This is a genomic window from Pseudomonas sp. LB3P25 (genome assembly GCF_054897985.1).
The window spans coordinates 3,572,546-3,587,557 of sequence record NZ_CM142711.1 but is presented as its reverse complement, the minus strand read 5'-3'; the positions used below and the strand labels follow the sequence as shown (position 1 = coordinate 3,587,557).

Below are 15,012 nucleotides of genomic sequence, written 5' to 3'. Positions count from 1 at the left end.
GGTCCAAGACGCAATCCATCGCGAGTTTTTTTGCCCTAAGGCAATGGAGAGAACACTAAACGTAGCCTGACGTGCCGCTATCAGAGACGACCCTCGTCGCTACAGGCGCCAATAACTGACAACGCAACCACGGGTTAGTGCCGGTTCGACGGACTGGGTTTTCATGTGGGTGACGGGCGGGAATAGTGGCCAATGGCGGCACCATCAAAGTCTCAGCGTTTGGAGGCGTCAAAGGCCGCACCCAGTTGCCGAAGATGGTCTAGGATGCGATGAATGGCTAGCTCGAATTGGCGTCTTTCGTCACTCACACCCATGCCGCTGGAGCGAATCAACGAAGCGTTCGACCTGATGCATGAAGGCAATCGATCTGCACCGTCGCCTGGTGCACGGCCCCAGGCACTTTCGTCTGACACCCTGAAACGGAGACGCCAACGTGAGCACCTTGAAACTTCACCCTGCACTGGACAATGGTATCCAACCCGCCGCCGAGAATTTCACAGGTGGCACCCTGCAATGCCTGTGTGCGACCGACAAGGTCGAGGTCAAAATCGACGCACAAACCCTGTATAACCACGCGTGCGGCTGCAGCAAATGCTGGAAACCGCAAAACGCGACATTCGCCGTCATTGCCGTAGTACCTCGGGATAAGGTCAGCGTCACTGCCCACGCTGAAAAACTGGCAATTGTCGACGAAACCGCCACCATCCAGCGGCACGCCTGCAAGCAGTGCCACGCCCATCTCTTCGGGCGCATCGAGAACAAGGACCATGCGTTTTATGGCCTGGACTTCGTCCACACCGAGCTCTCTCCCCAGAGAGGATGGGCTGCGCCGGGCTTCGCAGCGTTCGTGTCCTCCCTCATCGAAACCGGCACACCGCCAGCGCAAATGAAGGCCATCCGTGAGCGCCTGCGCTCGATCGGCCTGGAGCCCTATGACTGCCTGTCCCCGGACTTGATGGATGCAATGGCGACTCATGTCGCCAAACAGAAAGGCGTGCTCCCCGCCGCCTGATTGATCGGCCGCCGCGGTTTCTTCGTCGGACCGCGGCCGCGGTGTGGCAGTTTTTGAGCACTGACTTACACTGCGATACACCCAATGCGAATGAATGACTGTTCAACGGACCGATATGTCCCACGGCAATCCGGGCATCACGTAATGATCTGGGTGAAGCCAACATGAAAACGGTCACGATCCTTTTCACCTGTCTGCTCGCTGCCAGCGTGTGCACGGCGACGAGCACCTGTGCGAATGCTGCGTCCCCTTCGAAAATCTTCAAGACCAGCTTCGACTGCGCCGCGGCAAGAGCATCCGTCGAAAAGCTTATCTGTCGCGATCCGCAACTGGCGCAGATGGATATCGAACTGACGCGTCTTTATCGCCTGGCGCTCACGGATGAACATTCAGTACCGCGGCCAGACAAAATCGTGATCGACCAGCAGTTCTGGATCGACGCCCGCAATCAGTGTGCCTCGGAGCCTGAGCCCAAAGCGTGCACGATCCGAAGTTATGCCGAGCGCGCGCATCAGCTACGTCAAGGCTCGGCCATTGTGCGAACCAAAGATCCAGACAGACTCACCGAAGGCCCCCTGGCGTTTCGTTGTGCAGGGTTTAACGCGCTGATTGCCGCCACCTTCTTTACCACGCAGCCGGGTGTCGTGTACCTGAAATGGGCGAACACCTCGATCACCCTGAGCCAGGTGCCGAGTGATTCGGGAACCCAATACACGGGCAAGGATTACCGTGGGAACTACCGCTTCTGGCAAGACGGCAACATTGTCCTTTTCCAGATGCCAGGCACAAGAGAAATGAGTTGTACGGTCGAGCCGGTCAGCTGATTTTTTTTGGCGCGATTGATTGACGCCTGCGAGCGGCGCGAGAAGCTCTGGCTCAAAGAGTGAGTATGTCGGTGGAGCAATCTCACACCATAGAGGTAGCGCAATATGAACATCGAATTGCCTGAACCCATCGCCAGCTACCTTGCAGCGGAGAAGAGTCACGACGCCGGGATGCTGGACCGCTGCTTCGCCACAGATGCCGTGGTGCGCGACGAAAGCCGGACGTACAAAGGACTGGAGGCGATCAAAACCTGGAAGCAAGATTCCCAGGCCAAGTACCAATACAGCGTCGAACCCTTGAGCAGCTCACAGGAAGGACAGACCGTTACCCTGCTCGCCCGGCTAAGCGGAAACTTTCCTGGCAGCCCTGTCGAGCTCACCTACACCTTCGAACTCGCCGAAGGCAAGATCGCGTCTCTGGATATTTCCTGATGCCAGTCAGTTAAGCAATTTCAGCCGCGACACTTTTGTAGCAGCTGCCGAGCCCGCGAGGCTGCGTTCGGCTGCGAAGCAGTCGTAAAATCAGTCATTGCGGTATGTCAGGCATACCGCGTCAGCCGGACTCACGACTGCTATGCAGCCGAACGCAGCCTCGCGGGCTCGGCAGCTGCTACAGATCGCGTTAATTAGGCAGAGCGCCGGCCCTTTCTCACGTAGTTGGCGATTTATGCCACGGATACCCTTTCGCGCTGAGTTGAAAGGCGTAATCGAACAAGCGCTTCATGTACTCGCCATCAAATCGATGATTGCGAGAAATATCAAAATCGGAGCCGATGTACGCCAAATTGAAGTCCGCGCCATCCTGCTGTGCAATTCGGTAAATTCGATCCAGATCGCTGATCCCCTGAGTCTGGATCAATGCGCTGATGGCGCGACCGCCGATGCTCAAGGTGCGGCGCTTCGTTCCGGACCACTGCAGCTCCAGTTTGCCGTTGCGAATGACATAGAAATGCCGTTCATCACGCAAACGCGCCCCGGTCACGCGGTTCAGCTCCATGACGGTGCCTGGTGGGTAAAGGAACACCTGAGTCAGGACACCTCCGTCCACGTGCATTTCCTGAAACTGTTGACCGTCAACCTCCACATCGATCATGACGGGTGAGACGGCGCCGGGAATACTCATCGACGCGATCATAATGTTGCGAAACAGGTCGAGCGCGCCTGGTGCCTGGCTGGAGGCAATAGCGCCCATGTTCCAGGTGACCGGGCGTCCTGAATCAAGGTCGGTGGTGCCGATCATCAGCAGACGTCCTTTGGCGTATTGCGACGCGATCGCCGCAAGAACCTCGGCAGTGATGTGCTGTGCAATGAGCCGCGACAGTGGCTTGCTGTGCGCGATACCGTCACTGGCAAGACGGGTCAGCACATTGCGCGGATGGAAAATGTCTTTTGGACCGACTGCGTTGCAGATACCCAGAATGACACCGTCGTACTGGGGCCCCAGGTAGGCGAACGGGGCGACCAGGGCGCCAGCGCTAATGCCGGTGACGACTTTGAACACCGGTCGAGACCCATGCAGGGTCCATCCCGCAATGATGCCCCCCGCGAATGTGCCGGCGTCGCCGCCCCCCGAAACGGCCAACATGCTCGCCAGCGGCAGGGTGTCATTGGGCATCCCTGCGCTGGCGAGCGCCTCAGCCTCTCGAATGTTGGCCTGACTCACATCCCGAATGAACGGGGTCAGATTTTGGTCCAGCCAGTAGCGAGCATCTGGAATGCCAGGGATGAGCGCTTTTTCGGTTAACGTTGGCGGCACCGCATCACGGCGTTGCAGGCACGCTTGACGCAACATGTTCAGCGTTGAGGCACTAGGTCTGAGCACGAATTGTTTCAAGATTCCTCCTCCGCCCCCTGCAATCGACAGAGCCCATCACGCACGCTCCACACACCCATGACTGCCTTCTCAATCAGGCGCCGGTCTTCTGAATACCAGCAGTTTGCCGGTGGCTCGCTGCACCACCTTGTCATTCTGATTGAGTGTTTCCATGAACAGGGTCACCACGCCCCGGTCCGGCTTGGAGCTGGACGGCTCGATGGCCTGCACGGTGCATTGCAGACGCAACAGATCGTCCGGGTAGGTCGGCGTCGGCCAGCTCAATTCGATGCCCAGGCCGATAATCCCGTCTGCCAACGGCACGCTTTCCACCAGCAGCTTCATGGTCAGGGCTGCGGTGTTCCAGCCGCTGGCTGCCAGACCACGGAACAGGCTCAGCTCGGCGAGTTCGGGATCGAGGTGAAACGGTTGCGGGTCGAACTCCTGAGCGAAGGCCAGCATCGACGCTCGATGGACACGCAAGCTGTCGCTTTCGAACTGCTGACCCAGGCTCAGGTCATCGAGGTAGAGTTTTTCCCAGGAATGGATGGTCATGATTCAACCCTCTCTAGGCGTAGCTGATGTCGCTGAGGTCGATAGCCACCAGCACGTCATTCTTGTCGGCCTGGCCGTCATCCTCGCGCCGATAGGCACGCCGTTTGCCGGGCATGTGTTCTCGGGAAAGGTCACCCGTAATCGTCGCCAGCGCTGTGGTCCCTCTTGCAAGGGCTCGACTTCCTCGCTCATGACTCCCGGCAAGGTGAACAGAAAAGGCATGGTCAGGTAGGACCAGAGCGCATAACCGTTGGAGTACGCACGGTGCAGTGGATCCCAGTGAGTCTGTTCCCCGTGACCGCGAAAGGATTCCCTGGGCGCTGATCGCTCGGCAATCACCTTGCCCTCGGTGGTTTCGATGGCAATGCGATCTGAAGTGGTTCCAGCGTTCCAGACCACCATGGGCGATCAGCACCTGGTCCAGCAGTTGATGATTCTGTGCAGTCATGGTGGCAGCCCTGCTCGTCAGGGCGAGTGGCCTGAACATCTTTCATGCTAGCGCAAGCCAGGGCAGTCATAACGTCGGCGGGACGTCCGGTCTGTCCTGCGGCTGATCCTCCACCCATTGCCAGAACAACCGATAGCCGACCGCAAGCACCACCGGGCCGATGAACAGGCCGAGGATACCGCTTGTGACCATGCCGCCCAGGGCGCCGATCAATACCACCGGCATCGGCACATCGACACCGCGCCCCAGCAGCAATGGCTTGAGTACGTTATCCACCAGGCCGGCAACGAACACATAAATGGCGAAAATAATGGTCGCCGTGCTGGCCCCCTCGGTGGCGAACACAAAAGCAATCACGGGCAGTGTAATCAGCGTCGCCGGCAATTGCATGATGCCGAGCAGCAGCACCGCCAAGGCAAGCAGACCGGCACCGGGGACACCCTTGAGCACGAAACCGAGGCCCACCAGCAGCATCTGGATGAAGGCGATGCCGACCACTCCCAAAGCGACCGCACGGATCGTGGCGGTACACAGTTCGGCAATTTTCGGCCCCTTGCCCGGATCGCTGACGCGGGTCGCGATTTGTACCGCACTGCGGCTGCCGCTCTCGCCATAGGCCATGAAAATGCCGGCGATGATCAACGCAAAGATAAAGGTGAGGAACCCCATGCCGACACCGGCGAGTTTGCCCAAGAAGCTCACGCTGAAATGTTTTATTTGCGGTAGGTACTTCGCTGCCAGCTCGGGAAGATCGGTTGAGGCCTGCAGCCATAAAGCAGAGACAGACTTGCCCACTAACGGCCAGGCAGCGACTGAATCGGCGGGTGGCGGAATATGGAAGCTGCCGTCCTTGACGGTGGTCATGGCATGCTCGACCGAATCGACCATCGAGGTGCCCAACAGATAGACCGGCACCATGAGAATAACGATGGCGAAAAGCACAATCAGCGTCGCAATGCGGCCGTCTTTCTGGCCCAGCGGCCCCTTGAGCCGCTGTTGCAGCGGGTAAAGGGTGACCGCCAGAATCAGCGACCACAGCATGAGGTCGCGGAACGGGCTGAAGATCTCAAAGCAGAACAGCACCAGTACGGCAATCAGCCCGGCACGGATCAAAACATCGAGCAGACTGCGAGTGAACGCCTTTTCGGAGCTGGATGTGGGCACCATGGCTGCCTCCTTGCAGATCGCTGCAAAGGTATGGGATCGGTTAGCCCAGCATAGACGTTCAGTTGGATAAGTGGCTGGATGGGTTGAAAGCGAAGCGTTGATTGGGTGATTCTGGATTTTGTGTCTGACTCAGGATCCACCCCTCACCCTAACCCTCTCCCAGAGGTAGAGGGGACTGACCGTGAGTTTCTTTAGTAATTCTGCGACCTGAAACATCGAGTCGAACTCAGGCCTTGAAAACAGTGAAGATCGGCTCCCTTTCCCCCTCTCCCCCGTGGGGAGAGGGCTGGGGTGAGGGGTGGCCTTTGAAGACTCACACAATCTGACACCCCTGTTACCCCTGCGCAAATCACCGCAGCTTCAGCGGATCGACCAGTTCAGCGGCGATGGCCATGCCCACCAGATCCGGCAAGGTATTGGCCTGCATGCGTTTCATCACCCGCGAGCGATACAGGTCGACGGTTTTTGCGCTCACGCCCAATTGTTCAGCGATCTCACGGGTGGTGTAACCCTGGACCAGCGGCAGCAAGACATCGCGCTCCCGTGGGGTCAATGTCAGCAAGCGTGCCTGCAAGGCTTCGTGTCCCTGATTGCCTGAACGGTTTGCTGCACAGTTACTGAGCGCCTGTTGCACGCTGTCCAGCAGCAATTGCTCGTTATAGGGCTTCTCGATGAAGTCATGGGCGCCCGCCTTGAAGGCGCGAACCACGATCGGCACATCCGCGTGCCCGCTGACGAAAATGATCGGCAGGTTCAGCTCACGTGCGCGCATTTCTTCCTGCACGTTCAAACCGCCCATGCCGGGCATGCGAACATCGAGCAGCACGCAGGCATCGAGCGTGGCATCACAGGCATTGAGAAACTCCACGCCACTGGTAAACGGCAAGGCCTTGAGCCCTACCGACTCCAACAACCAGACTGTTGAATCGAGCATGCCTTGATCGTCGTCGACCACATACACCACGTGCTCCGTCACACCTGCCATTACGTTATTCCTGTTGTTGTTTTGTTGGGCCGGCCAGCGGCAAACGGCAGCACATCAGCAGCCCGACAGGTTGGCGTCGGGCCTGCAATTCGCCACCGAAACCTTCGATGATGCTGCGGCTCATGGACAAGCCAAGTCCCAGGCCATCGGCCTTGCTGGTATAGAACGGGGTAAATATCTGCTCCAGTTCCGGCTCGCTGACGCCTGGCCCCTGGTCTTGCACACTGATTTCCACGGTTGCACCGCCGCCCTGCCCCGCAGCCATCACGATCAGTGACGGTTGCCCCGGATGTTGTTCGCGGTTGGCGTCGATGGCATTGCGCAACAGATTGAGCAGCACCTGTTCCAGCAGCACCCGGTCGGCATAAATCGGCGGCAGATTATCCGGCAGGCGATCCTCGATTGTCACTTGGCAATTGCTCGCCTCCCAGGCACATAAACGCACAGCCTCGCGGGCGACGTCGGTGAAATTCAGGGCCTGCATCCGGCGTTGTCCCTTGCGCAGAAACGCCCGTAAACGTCTGATCACTTCTGAAGCATGCGTGGCGTGATGGGTAATGCGTTCCAGCCCTTGCGCCACTCGCGCGGCGGCCTGGGGATTGGAATCCAGCGTCTGTAAATAACGCTGGCTGGCATTGGCGTAATTGACCACCGCAGCCAGCGGCTGGTTGATTTCGTGAGCGATGCCCGAGGCCAATTCACCCAGGGTGACCAGGCGCGCTGTGTGCGCCAGTTCGTCCTGATGGCGGCGCTGTTGCACCTCACGCAGTTCACGCTCGGTCATGTCCCGCGCCACCAAGGAGTAATAGCGCTCGCCACCGGCCGAACGGTGCGCCAGCAGCACCAGCGACACCGGCACTGAAGTGCCGCCACCCGGTGGCTGCAACCGCGCATCGGTGCTCCAGACACCGTCGCGTTCGGCGCTGCTCCAGCCATCACGCTGCAGACGTGCCAGGTCGCCGCTGGCGAACAACGCCGCCAGGGCCGGCATCGGTTGTTGCTCGTCGATCCCGAGGATGCGCCGAGCAGCAGGATTGAGATAAGTGACCTGCCCCTCGGGGTCGATGAACAACACTGGATCGGTGTTGGCTTCGACCACCTCTGCCAGACGCCGCTTGTTCTCCTCGGCTTGCACCCGGGCGGTGATGTCCCGGGACACGCTGACCACTTCCACCACAGCCCCGGTATAGGTCTCACGAATCGCCCGGCTGGCGGTTTCGAACCACAGGTAATGCCCGTCTCGATGGCGAATGCGATACGTCATCGTGTGATAACCGTCCTGCTCCAGGGCATCCCGCGCACGCTGCACCAGGCTGGCCAGGTCCTGACCATGGAACAAGCCCTGGGCCATTTGCCCGCGCAACTCCTCCGGCCAGTAGCCGAGCAATGTCCAGGACGCCGGTGAGGCGTCGAGAAAGCGCCCGTCGGGTGTATGCCTGGAAATCAGGTCGGTGGTGTTCTCGATGATCAGCCTGTACAGCCGTCGTGCCGTGGCTGCTTCACGCTCGGCCAGCACTTGCGCCGTGGCATCGCGGCAACGGGCGAGCACACGGTTGTCCTGGGGATCGGGGATAAACGTCCAGATCAATATTTGCGCTTCGAACTGGGCTTCGACCCCTTCGATGGCGCGTTGCTGGTCCAGGCAGGCACGGACCAGCACCCGGTGATTCACCGGCAAAAAGCCCAGCACCTCGGTCAGCGGTTTTTCGGCCAGCAAGGCCAACAGCGCGGCATTGAACTCCAGCGGCCGGCCCTGCGCATCAAGCAACAGACTCGGTTGCGGATCGTGGCCCAACAACGGTGAGCCGCGCAGCATACCGTTGACGCTGCTCAGCAAGGTCGTCAGCAAGTCCTGCACCCACCCCAGCCAATCAAGACTCACGCCCTCGCACACTTCCACCAACAACAACCCCGGCTGCCCCGTTTGCAAGGCCAGATCAAACACCTGGCCATGGCTGATAGCCGCCCGGCGCAGTCGGCCAGCCAGCCAGCAATCGAGTTGGCGTACTTGAGCCAGATCCAGCCGCCCCGCCTCGACCAGCCGATCAAACAGCCGCTGGTCACTGGCCAGCGAAGGGTCGCCCAGCCCCGGAGGAAAATGCTGGGCGGCGCCCTCGTGGCTGTAAATTCGCGCAGTGGGTTGCCAACTCAGATAAACCGCCCGGCGCACCTCGGGGCAATCCTGCAGCGCACGGCACAACGCATCGGCCCGGGCGGCCAGAGACACACCCTCGCGCTGCAGGCGCAACCAGCTGTGCAATCGAACGGGAGTCAGGGTCATCACAGGTCCGCTTCGTTGGGGAAGCCAAGGATATACCGGCCTTGGCGGTGTCACTGCATTCATTTAGATCTGCCAGAAGCAAATATAGTACATATCCTATATGACGTAGGTTGTACTTCCATATCAGTAGCTGAATGTTATATAAAGCAGACCGGACATAAAAGGTGACCCCAGCGGCTACGCTGCAAGGTCACCTATAGAGCTAACAATCAGCCACCGAGTACCCGTACATGTCGATCTATGAACAAGGGCTAGGCCCTGCGGCTGTCAATCATATTGCCTTGTCTCCGCTCAGCTTCATCGAGCGCACCGCCAGCGTTTATCCAGACTACCCCGCCGTCATCCATGGCTCTATCCGCCGCACCTGGGCACAGACCTACACCCGCTGCCGCCGTCTGGCTTCGGCGCTGGCCGGTCGCGGCATCGGCAAGAACGACACGGTGGCGGTCATGCTGCCCAACATTCCCGAGATGCTTGAAGTGCACTTCGGCGTGCCGATGATTGGCGCGGTGCTCAACCCGCTCAACGTGCGTCTGGATGCCGAAGCCATTGCGTTCATGCTGCAGCATGGCGAAGCCAAGGTGCTGATTACCGACCGTGAATTCCATGATGTGATTCACGCGGCGATCGGCATGCTGGATCACCCTCCACTGGTCATCGACGTTAATGACCCGGAATACGGTGAAGGCCAGGCTGTCAGCGATCTGGACTATGAAGCGCTGTTGGCCGAAGGCGACCCGGCCTTCGCCTGGCAGTGGCCCGACGATGAATGGCAAGCCATCTCGCTGAATTACACCTCAGGCACCACCGGCAACCCCAAAGGCGTGGTTTACCACCATCGCGGTGCTTATCTGAACTCGTTGGGCAACCAGATGACCTGGGCCATGGGCAACCACCCGGTGTACCTCTGGACCCTGCCGATGTTCCATTGCAATGGTTGGTGCTACCCGTGGATCATCACCGCCATGGCCGGTGTGCATGTGTTTCTGCGTCGTGTCGATCCGCAGAAAATCCTCACGCTGATCCGCGAGCATCAGGTCACCCATCTGTGCGCTGCGCCGATCGTGCTCAATGCCTTGGTCAACATGCCGGAGTCGGCTAAAGCGGCCATTGATCACCCGGTCAACGCGATGGTTGCCGGTGCAGCGCCACCGGCCAAAGTGATCGGTGCCGTGGAAGAAATGGGCATCAAGGTCACCCACGTGTATGGCCTGACCGAAACCTATGGTCCGGTGACGCTCTGCGCCTGGCATGCCGAATGGGATGAGTTGCCGCTGGACGAACGGGCGCAAATCAAATCCCGTCAGGGCGTGCGCTACCCGACGCTCGAAGGCGTGATGGTCGGCGATTCGAAGACACTGGAGCCGACCCCGCGGGACGGTCAGACCATCGGTGAGATCTTCATGCGCGGCAACACCGTGATGAAGGGCTACCTGAAAAACCCGACTGCCACGGCTGAAGCATTCGAAGGCGGCTGGTTCCACACCGGCGACCTGGCGGTGTGTCATCCGAACGGTTATGTCGAGATCAAGGACCGACTCAAGGACATCATCATTTCCGGCGGCGAGAACATTTCCACCATCGAACTGGAAGGTGTGCTCTATCGCCATCCAGCCGTCATGGAAGCGGCCGTCGTCGCCCGTCCCGATGAGAAGTGGGGCGAAACGCCCTGCGCCTTTATCACGTTGAAGGCTGATCACCAGGACGTTCGCGAGGCCGACATTATCAGTTTCTGCCGCGAACACCTGGCCGGTTTCAAAGTCCCGCGCACGGTGGTTTTCACCCTGTTGCCGAAGACTTCAACCGGCAAGATCCAGAAGTACGTTCTGCGCGACAGGGCCAAAGCGCTCTAACCCGAACCGACGTTTTACCCACCAGGCGGCAGGTGTTTTACCTGCCGCTTCGGGCTCGTGCAGGCTGAATTTGGCCCTGCCCTGGCCCACACACTGATAACAAAAACAATGTGGAGCCACCCATGATCGACATCCATTCAACCGATACCCAACGCTGTGAACGCATTCGGTCCAATCCGAAATTCCTTCAATTGGTGAGCAGCCGGTCGCGCCTGGCCTGGTCGCTGAGTGCTGCCGTGCTGGGTACTTACTACGCGTTCATGCTGGTGGTGGCGTTTGCCCCGCAGTGGCTGCATGCGCCGATCGCCGAGCATCGGATGTTGACCCTGGGCATGCCGGTTGGCGCGGCGATCATCATTTTTTCCTGGCTACTGACCGGTTGGTACGTCTACAGCGCCAACACGCGCTTCGATGCACTGGGCGCCGCCATTCTCGAGGAGAGCAAGTAATGAACCTGCTCCGTAAACTTCTCCTCGCTGGTGCCGGGCTCTTGCCGGCCTCCGTTGTACTGGCTGCACCCGCGTTGGGTGCGGTGGAAAAACAACCGCTTAACCTGCATGCGATCGGCATGTTTTTCGTCTTCGTGCTGGGCACGCTGGCCATCACCTGGTGGGCCGCGCGGCAAACCAAATCCACTTCGGACTTCTACACCGCGGGCGGTGGCATCACCGGGTTCCAGAACGGCCTGGCAATTGCCGGTGACTACATGTCCGCCGCCACGCTGCTGGGGCTGTCCAGCCTGGTGTTCGCCAAGGGCTACGATGGCTTCATCTATACCATCGGCTTCTTTGTTGGCTGGCCGATCATCACCTTCCTGATGGCTGAGCGCTTGCGCAACCTGGGGCGCTACACCTTTGCCGACATCGTGTCCTATCGACTGGACCAGAACAAAGTGCGGATTTTCGCCGCGTTTGGCTCGTTGACGGTGGTGTGCTGCTACCTGATCGTGCAGATGGTCGGTGCGGGGCAGTTGATCAAGTTGCTGTTCGGCCTCGACTACCCGGTTGCGGTGGTGATCGTCGGCGCGCTGATGCTGGTGTATGTGATCTTCGGCGGCATGATCGCCACCACCTGGGTGCAGATCATCAAGGCCGTGTTGCTGCTTGCCGGCGGCACGACCCTGGCGTTCATGGCCATGTCGCAGTTCGGCTTCAGCTACGAAACCCTGGCCACCAAAGCCGTCGAAGCCCATGCCAGCGGCTGGAACATCATGGGCCCCGGCTCAATGCTCGCCGACCCGATCAACACCGCTTCGATGTCGCTGGGCCTGGTGTTCGGGATTGCCGGCCTGCCGCACATCCTGATGCGTTTCTTCACCGTGCCTAACGCCAAGGAAGCGCGCAAATCGGTGTTCTACGCCACGGGCTTCATCGGCTTCTTCTTCCTGGTGGTTTGCACCCTGGGCTTCGCCGCGATGGTGATCATCGGCACCGACCCGCAGTACTACGTCAACGGCGAAGTCGGCGGCACCTTGATTGGTGGCGGCAACATGGTCGCGATGCACCTGGCCAAAGCAGTGGGCGGCAACCTGTTCTTCGGTTTCCTCTCGGCCGTGGCCTTCGCCACCATTCTGGCGGTGGTCTCCGGGCTGGCTCTGGCCGGTGCTTCGGCGATTTCCCATGACCTCTACGCCACGGTGTTCAAGAAGGGCAAAGCCAGCGAGAAGCAGGAAATGCGCGTGACCCGCATGGCCACCGTGGGCCTTGGCATCATCGCGATTCTGCTGGGCATTCTGTTCGAGAAGATGAACGTCGCGTTCCTGGTGGGCCTGACCTTCGGCATTGCCGCATCGACCAACTTCCCGGTGCTGATCATGGCCATGTACTGGAAAGGCTTGACCACCAAAGGCGCCATCATCGGCGGTTTCGCCGGCCTGATCTGTGCGCTGGTGCTGGTGATCCTCTCGCCAGCCGTCTGGGTCACCGTACTCGGCCATGCTCACGCGATCTTCCCGTACGACCACCCGGCGCTGTTCTCCATGCCGCTGGCGTTCTTCGTGATCGTCATCGTTTCCAAACTCGACCGCAGCGTGCGGGCCGACAAGGAGCGTGACGCTTACGCCGACCAGTTCGTTCGCGCCCAGACCGGCCTCGGTGCCGCCAGCGCTTGCGCTCATTGATTGAAAGGGCACGGCCTGCAAAAGCGGCGCCGTGCCCATCGCACAACCTTTTGAGGTTCACGCTATGCCCGAATTCAACGCCCCGCTGCGCGACATGCGCTTTGTCTTGCATGAAGTGTTCGACGCCCCGGCCCTGTGGGCACGCCTGCCAGCCCTGGCCGACAGTGTCGACGCCGCCACCGCTGACGCCATTCTTGAGGAGGCGGCCAAAGTCACCTCGCACCTGATTGCGCCATTGAATCGCAGCGGCGACGAAGAAGGCGCCCAGTGGGCCGATGGCCAGGTCAGCACGCCAATCGGTTTCAAACAGGCTTATGCCACCTACATCGAAGGCGGTTGGGTGGGTCTGTCCGGTAACGCCGATTTCGGCGGCATGGGCATGCCGAAGATGCTCGCCGTGCAGTTCGAAGAAATGCTCTACGGCGCCAACTCCAGCTTCGCGCTGTATTCAGCGTTGAGTTCCGGTGCCTGCCTGGCGCTGGATGCCCACGCCAGCGACACCCTGAAAAGCCTCTATCTGCCGCCGATGTACGAAGGCCGCTGGGCCGGTTCCATGTGCCTGACCGAAGCCCACGCCGGCACCGATCTGGGGATTATCCGCACCCGCGCCGAACCTCAGGCCGACGGCAGCTTCAGCATCACCGGCAGCAAGATCTTCATCACCGGTGGCGATCACGACCTGACCGAAAACATTGTCCATCTGGTGCTGGCCAAACTGCCGGACGCACCGGCGGGTCCGAAAGGCATCTCGCTGTTCGTAGTGCCCAAAGTGCTGGTCAATGCCGACGGTTCCCTCGGCGATGCCAACGCGGTGAGTTGCGGTTCGATCGAACACAAGATGGGCATCAAGGCCTCGGCCACCTGCGTGATAAACTTCGACGGCGCCAGCGGTTGGCTGGTCGGCGAAGCCAACAAAGGCCTGGCGGCGATGTTCACCATGATGAACTACGAGCGCCTGTCCATCGGCATTCAGGGCATTGGCTGCGCCGAAGCGTCCTATCAGAGCGCCGTGGCTTACGCCCGTGACCGTGTGCAGAGCCGCGCGCCGACCGGTGCCATTGCTCCAGACAAAGTGGCCGACCCGATCATCGTCCACCCCGATGTGCGTCGCATGCTGCTGAGCATGAAAGCCATGACCGAGGGCGGCCGTGCGTTCGCCAGTTATGTCGGGCAGCAGCTGGACCTGGCGAAGTTTTCCGATGACGTCCAGGAACGCGACAGCGCGCAAACCCTGGTCGCGCTGCTGACGCCGGTGGCCAAGGCGTTTTTCACCGACACCGGCCTGGAAAGCTGCATCAACGGCCAGCAAGTGTTCGGCGGCCATGGCTACATCCGCGAATGGGGCCAGGAACAATTGGTCCGTGACGTGCGCATCGCACAGATCTACGAAGGCACCAACGGCATTCAGGCCCTGGACTTGCTCGGACGCAAAGTGCTCGCCGACAAGGGCTTCGCGCTGGGCCAGTTCACCGGCGAGATCCGCCATTTCGCCCATCAGCCTGACGCGCCCTACTCCGCTCAATTGTTCGCTGCCGTGCAGCGTCTGGAAGACCTGAGCGACTGGCTACAGGATCAAGCCGCGACCAATCGCAACGAAGTCGGCGCCGCGTCGGTGGAGTATTTGCACCTGTTCGGTTACGTCGCCTACGCCTGGCTTTGGGCGCGCATGGCACAGGTTGCCAAGCAAAAGCTGCACGAAGATGAAGGGTTTTATGGCGCGAAGATCGCCACCGCCGACTTCTACATCCACCGCCTGCTGCCGCGCATTTTGAGCCTGGAACAATCCATCCGCGCGGGCAGTGCCTCCTTGTTTGGCCTGAGCGCCGAACAGTTCTAACGATTGAACCGCACGCGGCGCCACGCTCCTATCTTTCAGCGTTCGCGTTTTTTTATTGATAAGCCCTCGCCCACCAGGCGAGGGCCGCGGGACCCGTCTTTCCATAATAAAAACAAAG

At 60.0% G+C, this 15,012-nt stretch carries 13 protein-coding genes; 8 read left to right on the top strand and 5 right to left on the bottom strand.

The window, feature by feature from the left end; all coding sequences use genetic code 11:
• The first annotated feature begins 433 nt into the window (after positions 1–433).
• The 3 genes from gfa to ACYZTW_RS16180 all read left to right on the top strand — a co-directional run bounded on the left by gfa (position 434) and on the right by ACYZTW_RS16180 (position 2,268).
• Positions 434–1,012 carry an S-(hydroxymethyl)glutathione synthase gene (gfa, locus tag ACYZTW_RS16190; RefSeq protein ID WP_462000849.1) on the top strand — a complete coding sequence of 193 codons (579 nt, stop codon included), beginning with the start codon at positions 434–436 and terminating at the stop codon, positions 1,010–1,012.
• A 164-nt stretch (positions 1,013–1,176) separates the two neighbouring features.
• Positions 1,177–1,836, top strand: a complete 660-nt coding sequence (locus tag ACYZTW_RS16185) for an MliC family protein (RefSeq protein WP_462000848.1) — start codon at positions 1,177–1,179, stop codon at positions 1,834–1,836.
• A 105-nt stretch (positions 1,837–1,941) separates the two neighbouring features.
• A complete protein-coding gene (locus tag ACYZTW_RS16180) occupies positions 1,942–2,268 on the top strand; it encodes a nuclear transport factor 2 family protein (RefSeq protein WP_462000847.1) in 327 nt (108 codons plus the stop codon).
• Between the two features lie 217 nt (positions 2,269–2,485).
• Here ACYZTW_RS16180 and ACYZTW_RS16175 read toward each other — a convergent pair whose 3' ends face one another.
• Together ACYZTW_RS16175 and ACYZTW_RS16170 are read right to left on the bottom strand one after the other, a co-directional pair.
• Positions 2,486–3,670 carry a patatin-like phospholipase family protein gene (locus ACYZTW_RS16175; RefSeq protein WP_462000846.1) on the bottom strand — a complete coding sequence of 395 codons (1,185 nt, stop codon included), beginning with the start codon at positions 3,668–3,670 and terminating at the stop codon, positions 2,486–2,488.
• A gap of 69 nt (positions 3,671–3,739) precedes the next feature.
• The gene (locus ACYZTW_RS16170) at positions 3,740–4,204 is read right to left on the bottom strand and encodes a MaoC family dehydratase (RefSeq protein WP_462000845.1); all 465 of its coding nucleotides are present in this window, start codon (positions 4,202–4,204) and stop codon (positions 3,740–3,742) included.
• Positions 4,205–4,562: 358 nt separating this feature from the next.
• Here ACYZTW_RS16170 and ACYZTW_RS16165 point away from each other — a divergent pair, with 358 nt between their 5' ends.
• Entirely contained in the window at positions 4,563–4,703 is a 141-nt protein-coding gene (locus ACYZTW_RS16165) for a hypothetical protein (RefSeq protein WP_462000844.1), read from the top strand.
• A gap of 15 nt (positions 4,704–4,718) precedes the next feature.
• Here ACYZTW_RS16165 and ACYZTW_RS16160 read toward each other — a convergent pair whose 3' ends face one another.
• From ACYZTW_RS16160 to ACYZTW_RS16150, 3 genes are all read right to left on the bottom strand, one after another.
• Entirely contained in the window at positions 4,719–5,819 is a 1,101-nt protein-coding gene (locus ACYZTW_RS16160) for an AI-2E family transporter (protein ID WP_462000843.1), read from the bottom strand.
• Between the two features lie 349 nt (positions 5,820–6,168).
• The gene (locus ACYZTW_RS16155; protein WP_008146422.1) at positions 6,169–6,804 is read right to left on the bottom strand and encodes a response regulator transcription factor; all 636 of its coding nucleotides are present in this window, start codon (positions 6,802–6,804) and stop codon (positions 6,169–6,171) included.
• 4 nt (positions 6,805–6,808) lie between these two features.
• Complete coding sequence (locus ACYZTW_RS16150; RefSeq protein ID WP_462000842.1) at positions 6,809–9,085, bottom strand: PAS domain-containing sensor histidine kinase; 2,277 nt, start codon at positions 9,083–9,085, stop codon at positions 6,809–6,811.
• 230 nt (positions 9,086–9,315) lie between these two features.
• Between ACYZTW_RS16150 and ACYZTW_RS16145 the strand changes: the two genes are divergently transcribed.
• The 4 genes from ACYZTW_RS16145 (at position 9,316) to ACYZTW_RS16130 (ending at position 14,894) form a co-directional block, all read left to right on the top strand.
• Entirely contained in the window at positions 9,316–10,938 is a 1,623-nt protein-coding gene (locus ACYZTW_RS16145; RefSeq protein ID WP_102616629.1) for an acyl-CoA synthetase, read from the top strand.
• 122 nt (positions 10,939–11,060) lie between these two features.
• On the top strand, positions 11,061–11,387 hold the full coding sequence (locus tag ACYZTW_RS16140; protein WP_048393398.1) for a DUF485 domain-containing protein: 327 nt from the start codon (positions 11,061–11,063) through the stop codon (positions 11,385–11,387).
• A complete protein-coding gene (locus tag ACYZTW_RS16135; protein WP_462000841.1) occupies positions 11,387–13,057 on the top strand; it encodes a cation acetate symporter in 1,671 nt (556 codons plus the stop codon). The genes ACYZTW_RS16140 and ACYZTW_RS16135 overlap by 1 nt, the downstream gene beginning before the upstream one ends.
• A gap of 64 nt (positions 13,058–13,121) precedes the next feature.
• Positions 13,122–14,894 carry an acyl-CoA dehydrogenase C-terminal domain-containing protein gene (locus tag ACYZTW_RS16130; protein ID WP_462000840.1) on the top strand — a complete coding sequence of 591 codons (1,773 nt, stop codon included), beginning with the start codon at positions 13,122–13,124 and terminating at the stop codon, positions 14,892–14,894.
• Positions 14,895–15,012: the final 118 nt, after the last annotated feature.

Coding starts and splice junctions, on each gene's coding strand:
- ACYZTW_RS16185 (WP_462000848.1), top strand. CDS start 1,177: ATGAAAACGGTCACGATCCTTTTCACCTGTCTGCTCGCTGCCAGCGTG.
- ACYZTW_RS16180 (WP_462000847.1), top strand. CDS start 1,942: ATGAACATCGAATTGCCTGAACCCATCGCCAGCTACCTTGCAGCGGAG.
- ACYZTW_RS16170 (WP_462000845.1), bottom strand. CDS start 4,204: ATGACCATCCATTCCTGGGAAAAACTCTACCTCGATGACCTGAGCCTG.
- ACYZTW_RS16165 (WP_462000844.1), top strand. CDS start 4,563: ATGGCAATGCGATCTGAAGTGGTTCCAGCGTTCCAGACCACCATGGGC.
- ACYZTW_RS16160 (WP_462000843.1), bottom strand. CDS start 5,819: ATGGTGCCCACATCCAGCTCCGAAAAGGCGTTCACTCGCAGTCTGCTC.
- ACYZTW_RS16155 (WP_008146422.1), bottom strand. CDS start 6,804: ATGGCAGGTGTGACGGAGCACGTGGTGTATGTGGTCGACGACGATCAA.
- ACYZTW_RS16150 (WP_462000842.1), bottom strand. CDS start 9,085: ATGACCCTGACTCCCGTTCGATTGCACAGCTGGTTGCGCCTGCAGCGC.
- ACYZTW_RS16145 (WP_102616629.1), top strand. CDS start 9,316: ATGTCGATCTATGAACAAGGGCTAGGCCCTGCGGCTGTCAATCATATT.
- ACYZTW_RS16140 (WP_048393398.1), top strand. CDS start 11,061: ATGATCGACATCCATTCAACCGATACCCAACGCTGTGAACGCATTCGG.
- ACYZTW_RS16135 (WP_462000841.1), top strand. CDS start 11,387: ATGAACCTGCTCCGTAAACTTCTCCTCGCTGGTGCCGGGCTCTTGCCG.
- ACYZTW_RS16130 (WP_462000840.1), top strand. CDS start 13,122: ATGCCCGAATTCAACGCCCCGCTGCGCGACATGCGCTTTGTCTTGCAT.